This is a genomic window from Kitasatospora sp. NPDC127116 (assembly GCF_042677365.1).
In the GTDB taxonomy this organism is placed as follows: Bacteria; Actinomycetota; Actinomycetes; order Streptomycetales; family Streptomycetaceae; genus Kitasatospora; species Kitasatospora lactacystinica.
Genome location: NZ_JBHXTL010000005.1, coordinates 1 through 14,485 on the forward strand (window position 1 = coordinate 1; position 14,485 = coordinate 14,485).

The following is a 14,485-nucleotide window of genomic DNA, read 5'->3' on the forward strand; positions in this document are numbered from 1 at the left end:
GGGCGGGTGGGGCGGTTACGGTTTGGGGGGTGGCCGGGGGCGGGGGCGGGGCGGGGGCTATGCCCAGGGCCCGGGCGCCGACGGGCGGTCCGTCCCGGGTTGCTCACCGGTTCGCGGTGGGCGCCCCCTTGCCCGACACGACCTCATTGCCGAATACGCCGACGCCGGAGACGGAGTGGGAGCCGGTGTCGGCGAAGGCCGGGGCGGCCGTCGCGGCGCCGCCCGCGACCAGTGCCGCGGTGAGCGCGACCGTCGGGGCGAGGCGACGGGCCTGGTTCAGGACACGGCTGTTCTTGCGCATGCGAATTCCCCCTTTTGGTGACCGAGTGATGCGCGGCCGGTTCCGGCTTCCGGCCGCTCACTCATCAGACGTGCGGGGGGTGTGGAGGTTGCAGGTGGACCCGGAATTCTTTCGGGATCCGCTCCCTCACCTCCTCCCGCACTGCCTGGAGCGCCGCGACCAGCGCACCGCGCCGAGCGCGATCGCCGCCACTAGCCCTTGGTGGGACTCGCCGAGCTGCCCCTGGTGGCACCGGCGGTTGACCAAGCCGTAGCCGATTCCGTGAGACATCAGCCGCTCCCCGCCGCTGGCGGACGGGCCTCCAGCGGGGGGGATGGACGCACGAGAGCTGACTCGTATGGCAGGGTTCATGGAAGTGAGCACTCCGGTGGCAGGGACGGTCGGGGCCGGGGAAGGCCGAGGTCGACGACGGGCCGGCGGCTGCGGCGGCTGGCTTCGTCTCTCTTGCCGCGCAGGAAGGTGAGGGTGAGGTCGATACCTTCGATCTCACCGATCCAGCCTTCGGCTTCAGCGCGCTGACGCCGGTCGAGGAGGTCGTGCTCAAGCTCGTTCAGGCGAGGCAGCATTCAAGTCCTCGGCGGAGGCCATCTCCGAGGTGACAAGCCTGCTGGCTCCCAAAGACGCCCGACGCTGACCGATCCGCCCGCCGCCGAGGCCGCCACCCGGCTCGTCACTGAAGCCGGCGGAACTTGGAACCGATACGCGCTCGGAGACCACACGCGGTGACAAGGCAACCGCCATTCCCGAAGGCTCGAAGATCGCGTTCGAGTCACGACGCCGATGTTCAGGAAGGTTCACCTGAACCGAGGCGAACACCAATGGACTTAACCGACAGCTTGCCGATGCAACTCAAGGAGGTGGGCTGCATCGAGGGATAGCGCCCGGGCGAGCGCGGCAACCGTCGCCGCAGATGGCGCCGGCCTGCCTCGGGCGAATGCCTCATGTACGGTGGTTCGCCCCAGACCAGAGCGCGCCGCAAGCTGCGTCTTGGTCTGTCGAACCTGGGCCAGCCTGTCGGCCAGCAAGACTCGCAGCTCGGCCAATGCTTCCTCGTCAGGTACCCGAACGGGCTCTGGCTGCTGCACTGCAGGCGTGACCTCAACATCCACAGCCCTCGCGGGCCTACCGCCCCGCAAAGCGGCCAACTGTTCCTCGACGTCGCGTCGTAGCTTTTGCCACTCGGTGATGCCTTTCTCTCCCCGCGGGTGCCATGCGGACACCATCGCGCACAGCGTGTTCATCGACGCCAATCGAGTCCCGTTGAGCGAGGCGTAGATCGCCGTCCGACTCGTTACCCACTTGCCGCTGGCCACCCTGTCGATGCTGATCTCCCGAGCCGCTTGGCTGCCTCCTGCTCGCGCTATGGCGCTCTCCTGCAGTTCGGAAAGCTGAATGGCGAACCTGCCCAGCGGGTGTGAGCGATCGATAGTGCGTCGCCGATTCGGCACGGCTCCCCCTTAACGAACGTCGGGCCAAATCCCGGGAAGTCCCACTTGGTCGCGCTTGGTTCCGGGCTTTGAACAGTCCGCTACCCAGCGTGCTGACATTGAAGCGGCCCGCCGGAAAGGCGTCCAACCAACACCGACGGGCCACTCAGGATCCAGCCTTCGAGAGGGGACCCAGATGCCCAACGCTACGCGCCCGCCAGCCACTGAGGCCAGGACCAGCATCGCCCTGCAGCTCATCGGGCAGGCCGTCCGTGGAGCCTTCACCGGCGCTTCCCGCGCCATCACCGAGCGGCTGATCAAGCTGCTCTCGGAGTAGTCATCACCTTCCCGGCTGCAGACTCTCGCCACGCAGCCGGGAAGGTTGCCGACCAACTGGCTGTTGCTGCTCGCTGAGACCATCACTCATCGTGGTTGCAGCGCTGACTTTATGGGTGGATACGCGACACCTCAACATGCGCGCCTACCAGTCTCAACCCCCGTGGTGGGGTCGGCCCGCGGCCCGGGCACGCCGTCGGCGCCTCGTCGGGGGCCACCAGGTGCTGCAGGACGTGGTCGGCGGCCGGGGACAGCCCCGCGGTCCCGCGCCCGATGAGTGTCCGGGCGGCCGGTCAGTTCCGGTCGGCGACGCCGGCCTCCAGGACGGAGACCACGGCGAACAGCGAGAAGCAGACGGCGCCGAGGCCGACCAGGACCCGGGCCGCGACCGTCACGTCCGGGTCGGCCGACTCGAACAGGAACGCCGACATGAACAGGCACAGCAGTGTGGTGCCGACCGGGACCAGCGGGGCGCGGCCGGCCGGCGGCGCGGCACGGCGCCAGCCGAGGGCGAGCAGCAGCACCGCGCTCAGCACTGTCCAGCACAGCAGACCCAGCCCGATCTGCACGTACCCGGTGGCCAGTTGACCGGGCCGGGGGTCCAGGGCGACGACGACCAGGCCCCCGGTGATGTCCATGGCGCCGAGCACGGCGGCCGGGACGAGCCACCAGACCCGCTCCCGCCGGGTGTACGTGTTCCGGATCTGCCGCAGCAGGGTGATCACCAGCCCGATCAGGGCGGTGCAGACGATCGCCTGGTCGACCACCACGTGCCCGGCCGTGAAGCGCCCGTCCGAGTCCCCGCCGCCCCCGTTGGCCAGCATGACGATCGCCCACGCCCAGGCGGCGGCGGCCGCAAGGACCGGGACCGCCACCAGCGCCCGGGCCGCGGACCGGCCGAACGGCGCGGGCGAGCGCGGCGGGGAACCCTCCGGCAGGACGGCGTTCTGCCCGATCAGCGTGAAGCGGGTGGCGACCGCGGCCACCGACGAGACGCACACGCAGACCAGGCCGATGCCGAGGACCACGCTGCCGGCCACGAAGTCGGCCACCGGCCGGTGGCTCTCCGCCAGCAGGCCCAGCCCGTAGCCGACGGCGGCCCCGGCCACCGCGAAGCCGAACGCCGGGTAGCCGATCCGGTCCAACGCGCCGAAACGGCCGATCAGTTGCCGCACGACGGTCGCCGCGACGGCGAACAGGCAGAGACAGACGGCGGCCAGGAAGACCAGCGTCAGGCCCGCGACCCGGGCGCTCGGCCCGGTGGAGTGCGCGAGGACGTAGCCGCCGAGCGCGGCCGACACCGCGCCCATGAGCAGCGGAATCGCCCGGAGCAGCACGCTCATTCCGTGGTTCACCAGGTCTCCTCGTTCCCTCGCGCTCGCCGGTTCCGGGCGGCAGTCAGTGTTCAGCCCGCCGGGTCTCCGGCCGGGACCCCGGCGGCGAGTGTCCACGGATTTCGTCCGATCGGCTCACGGCGACACCCGCCGTGCGGGACCCCGGCAGTGGCCTTGTGAGTGGGTGGGGTGGTGTCAGTCGGATGGTCAGCAGCGTGCTCATCGAGGGGAAGGAGCCGCTGAGCTCGGCTTCTTCTTGAAGAGGGCCGTGGATTTCCGCTGCTACGGGGTGACCAATCTGCTGTCATGACCCGCTGATTGTGCCTAGCACACCAGGATCGGCGGTCCACCGGTTCGTCTCCGGCGCCTGCGGCCGTGGTCCGTCCCGGCGCCGCCCGTCCTGGCTCTCCAGGGCCTTTCCGGGGCTGTCCCTGTCCCGGGGTCCCCGGCTCCGCGCGGGGCGGCTTCGACGGGCCCCGCAAGCCTCTCTGGACTCCTTCGCCCGCCCCGTGCTCCGCGAACCGCCGTCTCGTTGGTCCGGGCATGAGTGACGATTGCGGGTTCGACGGGGTGCGGGTGCACCCGGAGCTGGGTGCCGGCCCGCTGGGCTGCGCCGAGTGCGCGAAGGTGCTGCGGATGTTCCAGATCCTGGCCGGGCCCGGGGTGCTGGCCGCGCCGGGTGCCTGCCCGTCCTGCGGCACGCTCACGAGCGACGCGCATCAATCTGCGCTACACCCTTCATGACCAACCCGTTCCCAGCGCCCGCGCCCCCGGCCCGCACGGTCAGATGTTCGACGACAGTCACACGGCAGGAGCGGCGGACATAACTGCCTACTACCAGGCCACCACCCCTGCACGTCTTGTCGTCACGGGAGCACCGGGAGCGGGCAAGACCGTCCTCGCCCTGGAATTGCTGCTGGGGCTCATCGAGCATCGCGGCGACACCGACCCGGTGCCCGTGCGGATGTCCCTGGCTGCCTGGGACACCGACATTCCGCTGGAAGCCTTCCTGATCGCCCATCTCGTCCAGAACCTGGACTGGCCCCGGGACCGTGCGGCACAGCTGGTCGAGCACGGCCTGGTCCTGCCGATCCTGGACGGCCTGGACGAGATGGACTCCGGCTTGACCGGGACTGTCGGCCAGCCCGTCCGCGAAGCCGGCGGTCGACCCTCATCCGACCCACACCCCCCACGCGCCCGCGCCGCCCTCGCCGCGTTGAACGCATACGGCCGCGGCCGAACCGCAGGACCACTGGTGCTCACCTGCCGCACCACCCACTACGAAGCCCTTGTCGACGCCGCGCAGCTGCGTGACGCCGCCCGCATCAGCATCGAACCCGTCCCTCCGCAGGAAGCTCTCCGCTACCTCGCCGACCGCTCGGGCGGCACTCCCCGGTGGCAGACCCTCCTGGAGCACCTGCGCACCGATCCCACCGGCGTCCTGGCCCAGAGCTTGTCCACGCCATGGCGGCTGTCCCTGGCCGCGACCGTCTACAGCCGCGCCGGCGATCCCATCGAACTCCGAGCCCTGGTTACCCCTCAGGACGTGGACGATCACCTGCTGAACCTCCTCATACCCGCCACTCTCGCTCTCCATCCGCCGAAGCGCCGGTACACGTCCGATGACACACGCCGTTGGTTGACCAGCATCGCCCGCAGCCTCCAACGCCCCGATCCGACATCGGAAACACCGGCGGTGGAGCCACTTGCCGAGCCGCGTACCGAGATCCACATCCACGAGCTGTGGGTCATCGTTGAAGATCGCGTGATCCAATGGGAGTTTCTCCTTCTCGTACCGATGCCGCTTTTCCTCGGGGGTCTGTACGTGCAGGGCTCCCCCTTCCCGTTCCAGACTCTCCTCCTCGCCCTCTGGGGTACCACCACGGGCTTTGTCGCCTGGGGAAACGAGCACCTGCCTCGCCGCCTGAATTGGTCGGCCCTGGAAGTCCCCGAGTTTCGTCAAAATATTGTCGACACGTGCAAGGGGGCGCTTGCCGCATCGATCGGGATCGGCATCGTGACCGGCGTCATCGTTGGTCTCTCGGCTGAGGCCAAGGTCGGAGTCACGACCGGAATCGTGGTCGGACTCATGGGTGTCCTGCTTGGGCTCCTGTCCTCACTCCTCGGCGAACTTGAGGGTCCACCGGCCACTGTCGCCGGCCCGGGAGCCGTCCTCCGGTCGGACATCCTCTACAGGATCACCGTCGGGTTCGTGTGTGCGCTGCTGGCCGGGCTTGCCTTCGGGTCTCTGTTCGGACTCGTCGACGGATTCGCGGCCGGACTCCTCTGGGGGTCCCTTTTCGGACTGACCATCTTCGTCATGAGCGTGGCAACGAGCGCGTACGGGCGATATTTCATATTTCTTTTGTCCCTGCGCCTTTACATGCGGCGCGCTCTGCCATTCCGTCTCAACGCCTTCCTTGCATGGTCCTACGACGCGGGGCTGATCCGACTGTCCGGCAATGCCTACCAATTTCGCCATCGTGAATTTCAGCGCTGGCTCACCTCCCACCCATTTCGTGAGTAGGGCCAGGAACTGATGCGGCAGGTACCACTTCGCTGCTGTCCGCCGTGTCGTTGAAGCGGTGCGCGACCTTCGGGTCACCGGCCCACGAGCGAAGGTCGAGGTCGGGCCGCTGTTCTTGTGGCGGCCGGATCCGAAGGACCGCCCGGCCCGCGGCAGGTACGAGAAGGTGCCCAAGGCGGAGTTCCTGGTGATCGACGGGCAGACGCGGCTCACCGCGTTGCTGGCCGGGCTGGGTGAGCGGCCGCCCCGGTGGGGCGAGACCAGGTGGTACCGCATCGGCGGTCCCGATCTGGAGATCGGTCCGCCCAGACCCGCTGGCGAGCCGTGAATGCGCCCCACCTCGTCGCTCTCGTCCGAGCCGGAGCCCACTTCGAACGCGGCTACCTCGTGGAACGGCCGAACACGACCGCAGCATGAATCATGAACAGGGTGGCGGACCTGCCTCGAAGTTCGAGATCATCCGATCATGTCGGATGACACGCCAGGACAGGACCTCCCAGCCGGCTTCGGGTTACGGCCGTATCGGGGCGACGAGGACCACGGCCCCATGGCCGCGGTGCGGCTGGGATGCGTCGAACGGGACCGGGTCGACACCCGTTCGGTTGTGGAAGGGCTCCCGACAGCGGCCGAGATCGCCGAGGCCTCTGCCAAGCTGGACGAGCCGTCCAAGAACCAGGTCCTGGTGGTACGCGACGGGAGCGTCGTCGGCTACTCGACGATCCGGTGGTGGCAGGAGCGGGACGATACGTGGCTTTACCTGCACCGCGGTTACCTCTTGCCCGAGCATCGCGACCAGGGCATCGGGTCAGCCATGCTGAGCTGGGCCGAAGAGCGGATCGGCCAGCTCATCGAAGACCATGGCACGGCTCGGACTGCAGTGATCGGTGCGAACGCCATGGTCTCCGAGCAGGACGCCACGGCGCTTCTGCTCGCAGCCGGCTACCGACGTGTCTTCAGTCTGGTCGAGCTGGAGCTGGGCAATCTGTGGCAGTTGCCCGAACGAGGCAGCGAATGCCCGGCCGGGATACGGACGGGGCCGATCGGGACCAGCCACTACCGCGCGGCCTGGAGGACGGTCGTCGATTCGTATGCGGAAACCGGTTTCACTCAGAAGTGGACCTTCCAGGACTTTGTCGACACCGCCGACCCGGCATGCTGGAGGGCTGCCTGGAGGGGGCAGGAGATGCTCGGCGTGGCCCTCTGCTCCATCCGCAGCCACGACCACACCGTGGGCGAGGTGGAAGAGCTGAGCGTCCGAACGGACCAGCGACGCCTCGGAATCGGCCGGATCCTGCTGCTGGAAGGGCTGCGAAGCCTTCGCGAGCAGGGTGCGACGACGGCCAGGCTGTACACGGGCACAGCAAATCCCCACCGGTCCTACGATCTTTACGAGAGCGTGGGGTTCCGGAGACAGAACGAGTATGTCCGCTACCGCAAGCCGCTCGCTTGATCGACCAGCCATTGGACCGTCCGGTCGATCCACAGAATTTGACAATTCCCCGGTCAGTCGCACGTGGCGAGCAACCCTTCGATGGCGGTGCGGATGGCTTCGTCCTGGGTGAAACCCCGCCAGCCGCCGCTGCTACGAAGAGGCCACCCCGTACTGCGACCGCGGGTTTGAGGTCGTGGGCGACATCGAGAAGCGGTACATCGCGATGGGTGGCCCCGAAGGATCACTCGGCTGCCCGCTCACGCAGGAGTTGGTCAACCCCGACGGGGTTGGCCGCCGGACGCAGTTTCAGAACGGGACCATCTACTGGTCTCCTGGCAGCGGTGCGTGGCCTGTCTGGGGGGACATCGGCGACTACTGGTGCAGCCAGGGGTGCGAGGCAGGGTGGATGCGCTACCCGACGTCCTACGAGTACGTCGTCGGCAACGAGACCCGGCAGAACTTCCAGTGTTCCGTCGTCCACTGGCAGGCTCTGCCGGGCAACGCCACCAAGACCTGGAGCGACGGCGACAAATGCGTTTGACGTCCAGAGCGCGTCCGTTCGGGGCATGCCGCCGAGAATTGAGCCGTGCGCCGTCGAACACCGAGCCCGCGTCCGCAGTCCCCGACTTGACGCCTTCGCACCGTGAGGTCTCCGGAGGTCACAGCGCGGAGAAGCCGAACTTGGACGCCACTGGGTCGAGCGGGGTGTAGTAACCGGTGGAGAAGCAGGTCGTCGGGGTTGACGTGTCGTTGCACGGGATTTTGGTGTCGGTGTTTCCGGCGATGATGACGCCGACCGGTGCCATGGAGTCGCCCTGCGGGTTGGCCACGGCCGGTCCCCCGCTGTCGCCCTGGGCGACGGCGATGTCCCCGCTGCGGGACCTGACCTCGGTCGCGGCGGTGCGCCCGGACGGTGAGTGGACGCCGACGCGGGTGACCTCCAGCTCGCAGTGGAAGCCGGACACGGCACCGCTGAAGCAGGCGGACTGGCCCGGGTCCAGGCGCGCCGGTCCGTACAGCGGGCGGGAGTCGCCGCTGTTCCAGGAGCCGCTGTAGAAGCGGGCCGCGGTGCTCTTGTCGGTCGTGACGACGGCGACGTCCAGGCCGCTGTCGTAGGCGGTGACCTCCCCGACGACGCGCTGCCCGTTGTAGACGTTCCCGCCGGTCTGGCAGTGCGCGGCGGTCAGCAGGACGCGTTTGTTGCTGACCCAGCCGGGGATTCCGGTGGAGCAGTGGGAGTTGTCGGCAAGGGTGAGGTCGGTTCCGGCGTACCAGGGCGGGGCGTCACTGGTACGGCTGCCCTGGGTGGGTGTTTCGGGGGAGCCGGTGCGGGTGTGAACGGGGATACCGGCGAAGTGTTCGGCCCGGGCTTCGTAGTCGCGGGTCGGGGCGTTGGCCGGCGCGATGCGCCGGGTGGTCCTCGGCCGGTAGGTGAGCAGGAGGCCGCTGCCGTCGTTGGCGGGCGAAACGGACGACCACTCCGATGGGTCCTCGCCGACAGCGGAGACGAACCTGTCGACGGCCCGGTCCATCTCGGAACGCGAGTAGGCCGCGGACCGGTAGCGCACCTCGTAGTCGGGACTCACCGGGCCGGCGGGCTCCTGACGGGCCTGTTCACGGGTACGTGCACGCCAGGCGTCCACGGCCTCGGTGATCACGGCAGGGACCGGACCCTTCCAGTACAGGTCAAGATAGTGCTCGTCACCGTGGAACACGATTGAGGCGAAACCGTCACCGGGCACCTGGCCCGTATCGACCAGCCGGTGAACCTCGTCCGCGACCGGCCTCAAGTGCTTTTCGTGGTACTCGCGGCTCAGCAGCACCGTCGGAGCCATGCGGGTCTCCTCGGCATCACCCTCAGCCGTCCTCGCAACAGCGACCGATGCTGCGCCCAGAAGCAGGATGGCTGCCGAGTAGAGGAGTTTTGATCGGCGCATGGGGACACCATAGGGTGACCGCGCTGCTCACTCAGAGTTATCAGATCGTATGCGTAGACCCGCGGGTGAGGGGCCGGCCGTTGCTACGGTGCGGCGGTGGCCAAGGTGTTGTCGACCAGGACCTCGGGCGCGGGGTCCGCGGCGGAGCGCGCGTGGCGGTGGCCGCGTCCAGCAGCGCGGCGGAGAGCAGCAGCGCGGCTCGGCTGACGGTGTCGGCGGGATCGGGGCCGAGGTCGAGCGGCGCCCACTCGCTGCGGCGGCGCTCGGCGTGCCAGCGCACCAGCCGGTCGAGCCGCCGCCTCGTGCGGGACTTCGAACGGTCCACCAGCAGCGCGGAGGCGGTGGTCTACTGGTCGGCGGCGCAGCTCATGACCCGCCGCCTTGCCCGGCCACGGCCTTCGCGAGCGTGAACCGGCCCGGTGCCGGCTCGGCCAGCCACCCTCGCACTGTCAGCCGCTTCGCCTTCGACCGCAACGCCTCGATCTTCGCGGCCACCGGGTCCAGGCCGAAGCAGGCAGCCATCTCCTGGCACGTCGGCGGCCCCTGGCCGAGACGGTTCCGCTGCGCGAGCAGCTGCAGGATGCGCCCGTGGGTTCGGGGCGGGATGCTCATCAGCGTGCCGCGGCCGGGTTGACGGCCAGGTGGCTGATCGCTGGCTCGGAGGAGGACGACGAGTCCTGTTCAGCCTCTTGCCTTCTGCAGTCGCCGACCGGGGCCGGAGGATCGCGGACGTTCGACAAGATTCTCGACGGCGTCCAGCTCGTCGGTGCACAGCTGGGCGATGGTCTGTTCGGCGGCGTTGGAGAGGGAGACGTGCAGCGGCGCCGGCCGCTGCTGGTCGACCGGATCATTCGCCGGTCACCGCCGGCGGCGTGCACCCGGGCAAGGACCTCGCTGGCCGGATCCACTTCTGCTCGTCCGGGTCGGAGAGGTCAGACCGCCGCCAGTCGCGAACGGACTCCGGCCCGGCGACGGCCCGGTTTCGCCGGGAGGCTGGCGGATCGGTGCCCTGGTCGACCGGTAGCCGGCACACGTCGGACTGGGCGGGAACGGGGCATCCGGATGTCCATCACCACGACGTCGGGGCGCGGCAGGCGGGCGGCGGTGATGGCCTGTTCCCCGTTCTCGGCCTCGCCCACCACTTCGAAGGATGGGTCGGGGGAGAGGATCAGGGACAGGCCGCGCCGCACCAGCGGCTGGTCGTCCGCGATGAGAACCCGGATGCCCGGTGCCACCGCGCCCACCGGGCGGCCGTCGTTCGACCTCACCGGGCCGTCGCCGTTCCGTGTTGGACGGCCGCGTCGGCCGTCTCCTCCGGGGCCAGTGGCAGATCGGCCAGGACAGCGAAGCCGCCCTCCGGCCGTGGTCCGGTCCGCAGGGTGCCGCCGTGCAGGGCGACGCGCTCGCGCATGCCGATCAGGCCGTACCCGCTCCGGCCGCCGGCCGGCACCGCCTCCTGCGGTGCGGCGCCGCCCGTGCCCGCCGTATTCCCGTCGTCGCGCACCTCGACGGTGACCCGGTCCGGACCGTACGTCAGGGTGACGGTCGCGCGGGCGGGCCCGGCGTGCTTTCGGGCGTTGGTGAGGCCCTCCTGAACGATCCGGAACACGGTCAGGCCAACGGCGGGCGGCAGCGGGCGGTGCGGCCCGCGGACGCCGAAGTCGGTCGGCAGGCCGGCCACCTGGGACTCGTTCACAAGCCGGCCGAGGTCCTCGGCCCCGGGCTGGGGCGAGGGCGGGGCGGTGTCCGGTTCGTCGCCGGCCCGCAGGACGTTCAGGAGCTGGCGCATCTCCCTCAGGGCCAGTCGCCCGGAGGACTCCAGGGTGACCAGGGCGTCCCGGACCACCTCCGGGTGGGCGAGGTTGGCCCGGGCACCGCCGGCCATCAGCTGCATGGTGGTGATGTGGTGCGCCACGATGTCGTGCAACTCCCGTGCGATGCGGCGGCGTTCGTCGGCCACCGCGCGGTCGGCCAGCAGTTTGCGGTGGGCCGCGACCTCCCGCTGCCAGCGCGCCACGGCGAGGCCGGCACCGACCACGAGCAGAGTGGAGCAGGAGGTGCCGGCGAGCGCCTGCCAGGAGGGGACGCGCAGGTGGCTCTGGCTCAGCGTGGTCAGCACCGTCGTCGCCGCCGCGGCGGCCGCCGTCACCGGGGCGGGGCGGGCCCGGGCGACCGAGTACAGGCTGACCATCAAGGCGGCGCCGAAGTGGGTGCTCGCCGGTGTGGACAGGTCGATCGTGGCCTCGACGGCCAGGACCACGGCGAGCGCCGGCACCGGGTGGCGGCGCCGAACGAGCAGCGGCAGGGCCGACAGCGCGACGAGGAGCAGGCCCGGCGGGGTCACCCGGCGTACCCCGTCCATCTCGCTGAAGAGCAGGTAGTTGAGCAGGTCGAGCGTGCAGACGCCGGCGGCCACCAGCGCGTCGGTGTGGGTCCACGGCGCGTCGTCGGTCTCCGGCGGCGCGTCCGTCACCCCGCCGGGCCGCGGGCTCCCGCTCGCCGGGTGTGCCGCGTGTGCCGGGTGTGGCGCGTGTGCCGGGTGTGCCGGGTCCGCCCCGAGTGCCGCGTCCATCGCGGGGCGCTGATCACCGCCCATGTCCGTTCCCCCTCCGTGCCCGGCCCGCGCCGCGCCTCACCGATGAGCCCCGATGAGCCCGATCAGGCCCTGTTCAGACCCTGAACAGGCTCTGAACAGGCCCGATGACCCCATTCTGGCATCGGCTCACCCCTCCCCGGCATGGTCCCCACGGCCGATCACGGGGGCCTGGACCAGGACCACAGTCCCGGGTCCGGGCCCGGCCTAGGAGCAGGGGCCCGGATCGTCCGTCGCAGGGACGTCCGCGGCCCACCCCGGGTGATGGTCTGGAACCCGGCCGGGAACCCCCGGAGCCGAGACCGATCTTGCGGACGCTCGTGTCCACTGCCGGAGGAAACCGTGATCCGCGCACTGACCGGATACTCCACCAGGAACCCGTGGAAGGTGATCACCCTCTGGGTGGTGCTGGGAATCTCCCTGGCCCTGCTGAGCCCGGTGCTACTCGCCCGCGTCACCCAGTCCCAGTGCGGGGACTTCCTGCATACCGCCGCGGCAGCGGCAGGCGAACAGCACAGCGAGCGAGTGCTGCAGCGCTGCTGGCACCGGCGGGCGAAGTCGTAGGCGGCCACGGCACCGTCGTGGTTGCGGTGCTCCACCACCAGGCCAGCCTGCTCCATCACTTCGGAGGCGGGGAACGGTACGTCCGCGCCGGGCATCGCCGCCTTGCGCCCGCGCCCGCGCCCGCGCCCGCAAGGGTGGCTCGGGGGCGCCCGAACAACGCGGGAGCCGGCTGAGATTCCCGTTTCGGCGGTACAGGCACGGAGCCTCGGCCATCATCGTCCCGTCACGAACCGAGGAGGATCAGGTTGGGCGGGCTACGGGAACGCGGTCAGGCGGCAGCGGTACGCCGGTGGGTACGGCTGCGCAGATGGCACCGACGCTCGAACCGGCAGGCAGTCGACAAGCAGATGGACAGCCTGCGCGAAGCGTGCGCACAGCTCGACCTCAACCCGGCCGCTGCGCACGCTACCCCGGCCGCTGTGCGCGCCTCCCAGCAGACCCTGAAGACCTTCCCCTACGGGTGGACGGTCCTCTCTGTTGTCCTGCTCTTCGCCGCCGTGCGGTTTTTTGAGCAGTTCTTACGCACAGCAGGAGACATCGCCGTCCGGCTCGGGCTCGGCCCGCCCACCGGAATGGGGCACGCAGGCGCCAATCGCCTCGGTCCCCTCTTCGACCCGAGCTCACCCGTGAACGGCCTCGGCATCATCCTGTCCTACGTCTACCTCATCGCGGTGGCAGTCGCGGTCGGACGGATGATGAGGCGCCACCAGCCCGAATTCCACTACGCCGTCACGCTCCTGGCCATCTCCGGCATCGAAGGGTGTGCCAAAGCCCGCGCTCAAGCGCCGTCGGAGCGGGCGTCATCGCTGCGGAGGCTAGACCAAGTCTGTCGCAACCTGGAGCGGGCCCTGTTGGAACTCCACCGCACCGCCCGCTCCATCCACCGCCGTTCACCGCGTCGGGCCTCGGTCAGGGAGCACTGCGCCCTGGTCGCGGGCGCACTGCGCGTCCGGCTGGCCCGGATCGATGCCGACCCCGACACCGGCCTGGTCGAGCTGGCCCGCATGCTGTCGCTGATCGGCGAGAACTTCGCCGCCGGCCGGCTCGCCGCACTGCTGCCGGAAGCCGAACTGGAGGGCGTGACCCCGGTGTCGACCAGGCGCGCCTCCGTCGCCGAGACCGTCCGCCTCGCCCTCGCGATCGCCGTCGCGACGGCCTCGGCGGCGGCCGCCACCGTGTTGCTCCCCTCGACCGGGCTCCCCACGGCTGTGCACTCCGCGGTGGTGTTCGGCTCCGCTGTGGTGGCCGGGATGCTGGTGGCCGGTCGGTCGCGGTTCGCGCGGATCGCCGAGTACCTGCCCGGAAAGTAGAAGACGTCCGGCGGTCAGTCAGCCCGGTCCCGGCAACAGGTCGCAAGCGACGCTTGGTTGTCCGGCCCGGCCGGTTGCGTCGCTATCCGAGGGGGTCCGGCACAGAAAGGGTCCGTCATGGGCAACAGCAGGTTCACGTTCGACAAAGGCTCGGCGCGGCGGCTGGCCAAGCAAGCTGCCCGGAAGCAGGTGACCGGCTACCAGCAGCTGTTCGACGAGTCCTCCCCGCGCCCGCGGGGATAGCTCTGGACCAGGGCGACCCAGGTGGTCGAGCCCTGAGTCGGCCCCGCGCTCGCGGGGGTCAGCCGTAGAAGAACGACAGGTAGGCGGCCTCGCCGTCGGGTGTCCGGGCCGCGTGCACGTTGATCCGGCAGGAGGAGCCGACTACCTCGCAGGTCCAGTCCCCGATCCGGCCGAAGGCCAGTGATCCGCCGCTGCACGTGCCCGGGGCGACGGTGATGCGGCGGGAGGCCCTGAACGGAGTCGTCCTGCCCGGGAAGGACATCGCTGTGCCTTCCCACTCGCTACCCGCCATCCCCGCCTCGCCACGCTTCGGCACCGTCCAGCAACTCGCGGACGCACTCGATGGGACGGTCGGCTTGCCGTGCACCTCGACCGGCGGGCCAAGCACCTCCCCGATCGTCCGGGCTGTGACCGGCCCGGCCGCGTCGCGCACGATCGTCGGCAGCCGTTGGTGATCCGCCGGCAGTGTGTCCGGACCGAG

General features: G+C 70.0%; 16 protein-coding genes and 1 pseudogene. 9 read left to right on the top strand and 8 right to left on the bottom strand.

The window, feature by feature from the left end; genetic code table 11:
- Positions 1-103: 103 nt before the first annotated feature.
- Together ACFVHV_RS03160 and ACFVHV_RS03165 are read right to left on the bottom strand one after the other, a co-directional pair.
- A complete protein-coding gene (locus ACFVHV_RS03160) occupies positions 104-301 on the bottom strand; it encodes a hypothetical protein (protein ID WP_380348468.1) in 198 nt (65 codons plus the stop codon).
- 347 nt (positions 302-648) lie between these two features.
- Entirely contained in the window at positions 649-867 is a 219-nt protein-coding gene (locus ACFVHV_RS03165; protein ID WP_380348470.1) for a recombinase, read from the bottom strand.
- A 1,057-nt stretch (positions 868-1,924) separates the two neighbouring features.
- Between ACFVHV_RS03165 and ACFVHV_RS03170 the strand changes: the two genes are divergently transcribed.
- Positions 1,925-2,065 carry a hypothetical protein gene (locus ACFVHV_RS03170; protein WP_359896746.1) on the top strand — a complete coding sequence of 47 codons (141 nt, stop codon included), beginning with the start codon at positions 1,925-1,927 and terminating at the stop codon, positions 2,063-2,065.
- 292 nt (positions 2,066-2,357) lie between these two features.
- Here the strand turns inward: ACFVHV_RS03170 and ACFVHV_RS03175 are convergent, their stop codons facing one another.
- Positions 2,358-3,419 (bottom strand): DUF2776 family protein, encoded by a 1,062-nt coding sequence (locus ACFVHV_RS03175; RefSeq protein ID WP_359896748.1) that lies wholly within the window; start codon positions 3,417-3,419, stop codon positions 2,358-2,360.
- A gap of 522 nt (positions 3,420-3,941) precedes the next feature.
- On the opposite strand from ACFVHV_RS03175, the gene ACFVHV_RS03180 reads away from it, so the two are divergent.
- From ACFVHV_RS03180 to ACFVHV_RS03200, 5 genes are all read left to right on the top strand, one after another.
- Positions 3,942-4,142 (top strand): hypothetical protein, encoded by a 201-nt coding sequence (locus tag ACFVHV_RS03180; RefSeq protein ID WP_359896749.1) that lies wholly within the window; start codon positions 3,942-3,944, stop codon positions 4,140-4,142.
- Positions 4,143-4,185: 43 nt separating this feature from the next.
- On the top strand, positions 4,186-5,925 hold the full coding sequence (locus ACFVHV_RS03185; RefSeq protein ID WP_380348473.1) for an NACHT domain-containing protein: 1,740 nt from the start codon (positions 4,186-4,188) through the stop codon (positions 5,923-5,925).
- A gap of 58 nt (positions 5,926-5,983) precedes the next feature.
- Positions 5,984-6,253, top strand: coding sequence for a hypothetical protein (locus ACFVHV_RS03190; RefSeq protein WP_359896847.1), 270 nt, complete (start codon positions 5,984-5,986; stop codon positions 6,251-6,253).
- 138 nt (positions 6,254-6,391) lie between these two features.
- Entirely contained in the window at positions 6,392-7,375 is a 984-nt protein-coding gene (locus ACFVHV_RS03195; RefSeq protein WP_380348475.1) for a GNAT family N-acetyltransferase, read from the top strand.
- A 175-nt stretch (positions 7,376-7,550) separates the two neighbouring features.
- Positions 7,551-7,898, top strand: a complete 348-nt coding sequence (locus tag ACFVHV_RS03200; protein ID WP_380348477.1) for an LGFP repeat-containing protein — start codon at positions 7,551-7,553, stop codon at positions 7,896-7,898.
- Positions 7,899-8,016: 118 nt separating this feature from the next.
- Here ACFVHV_RS03200 and ACFVHV_RS03205 read toward each other — a convergent pair whose 3' ends face one another.
- The 4 genes and pseudogenes from ACFVHV_RS03205 to ACFVHV_RS03220 all read right to left on the bottom strand — a co-directional run bounded on the left by ACFVHV_RS03205 (position 8,017) and on the right by ACFVHV_RS03220 (position 11,767).
- On the bottom strand, positions 8,017-9,192 hold the full coding sequence (locus ACFVHV_RS03205) for a hypothetical protein (RefSeq protein WP_380348479.1): 1,176 nt from the start codon (positions 9,190-9,192) through the stop codon (positions 8,017-8,019).
- Between the two features lie 468 nt (positions 9,193-9,660).
- A pseudogene (locus ACFVHV_RS03210) lies at positions 9,661-9,879 on the bottom strand (hypothetical protein); the annotation flags it as partial.
- A gap of 347 nt (positions 9,880-10,226) precedes the next feature.
- Positions 10,227-10,562 carry a response regulator transcription factor gene (locus ACFVHV_RS03215; RefSeq protein WP_380348481.1) on the bottom strand — a complete coding sequence of 112 codons (336 nt, stop codon included), beginning with the start codon at positions 10,560-10,562 and terminating at the stop codon, positions 10,227-10,229.
- Entirely contained in the window at positions 10,559-11,767 is a 1,209-nt protein-coding gene (locus ACFVHV_RS03220) for a sensor histidine kinase (RefSeq protein WP_380348483.1), read from the bottom strand. Before ACFVHV_RS03220 ends, ACFVHV_RS03215 begins: the two co-directional genes overlap by 4 nt.
- 462 nt (positions 11,768-12,229) lie before the next feature.
- Here ACFVHV_RS03220 and ACFVHV_RS03225 point away from each other — a divergent pair, with 462 nt between their 5' ends.
- The 3 genes from ACFVHV_RS03225 to ACFVHV_RS03235 all read left to right on the top strand — a co-directional run bounded on the left by ACFVHV_RS03225 (position 12,230) and on the right by ACFVHV_RS03235 (position 14,004).
- The gene (locus ACFVHV_RS03225; protein ID WP_380348485.1) at positions 12,230-12,451 is read left to right on the top strand and encodes a hypothetical protein; all 222 of its coding nucleotides are present in this window, start codon (positions 12,230-12,232) and stop codon (positions 12,449-12,451) included.
- A 347-nt stretch (positions 12,452-12,798) separates the two neighbouring features.
- The gene (locus tag ACFVHV_RS03230) at positions 12,799-13,761 is read left to right on the top strand and encodes a hypothetical protein (protein ID WP_380348487.1); all 963 of its coding nucleotides are present in this window, start codon (positions 12,799-12,801) and stop codon (positions 13,759-13,761) included.
- Between the two features lie 117 nt (positions 13,762-13,878).
- Positions 13,879-14,004, top strand: a complete 126-nt coding sequence (locus ACFVHV_RS03235; RefSeq protein WP_359896763.1) for a hypothetical protein — start codon at positions 13,879-13,881, stop codon at positions 14,002-14,004.
- Positions 14,005-14,062: 58 nt separating this feature from the next.
- Here ACFVHV_RS03235 and ACFVHV_RS03240 read toward each other — a convergent pair whose 3' ends face one another.
- Positions 14,063-14,266 (bottom strand): hypothetical protein, encoded by a 204-nt coding sequence (locus ACFVHV_RS03240; RefSeq protein ID WP_380348489.1) that lies wholly within the window; start codon positions 14,264-14,266, stop codon positions 14,063-14,065.
- Positions 14,267-14,485 lie beyond the last annotated feature (219 nt).

What these genes read in the sequence shown, in the direction of transcription:
- ACFVHV_RS03160 (WP_380348468.1), bottom strand. Translation starts at nt 301, where the DNA reads ATGCGCAAGAACAGCCGTGTCCTGAACCAGGCCCGTCGCCTCGCCCCG.
- ACFVHV_RS03165 (WP_380348470.1), bottom strand. Translation starts at nt 867, where the DNA reads ATGCTGCCTCGCCTGAACGAGCTTGAGCACGACCTCCTCGACCGGCGT.
- ACFVHV_RS03170 (WP_359896746.1), top strand. Translation starts at nt 1,925, where the DNA reads ATGCCCAACGCTACGCGCCCGCCAGCCACTGAGGCCAGGACCAGCATC.
- ACFVHV_RS03180 (WP_359896749.1), top strand. Translation starts at nt 3,942, where the DNA reads ATGAGTGACGATTGCGGGTTCGACGGGGTGCGGGTGCACCCGGAGCTG.
- ACFVHV_RS03185 (WP_380348473.1), top strand. Translation starts at nt 4,186, where the DNA reads ATGTTCGACGACAGTCACACGGCAGGAGCGGCGGACATAACTGCCTAC.
- ACFVHV_RS03195 (WP_380348475.1), top strand. Translation starts at nt 6,392, where the DNA reads ATGTCGGATGACACGCCAGGACAGGACCTCCCAGCCGGCTTCGGGTTA.
- ACFVHV_RS03205 (WP_380348479.1), bottom strand. Translation starts at nt 9,192, where the DNA reads ATGGCTCCGACGGTGCTGCTGAGCCGCGAGTACCACGAAAAGCACTTG.
- ACFVHV_RS03230 (WP_380348487.1), top strand. Translation starts at nt 12,799, where the DNA reads ATGGACAGCCTGCGCGAAGCGTGCGCACAGCTCGACCTCAACCCGGCC.
- ACFVHV_RS03235 (WP_359896763.1), top strand. Translation starts at nt 13,879, where the DNA reads ATGGGCAACAGCAGGTTCACGTTCGACAAAGGCTCGGCGCGGCGGCTG.
- ACFVHV_RS03240 (WP_380348489.1), bottom strand. Translation starts at nt 14,266, where the DNA reads ATGTCCTTCCCGGGCAGGACGACTCCGTTCAGGGCCTCCCGCCGCATC.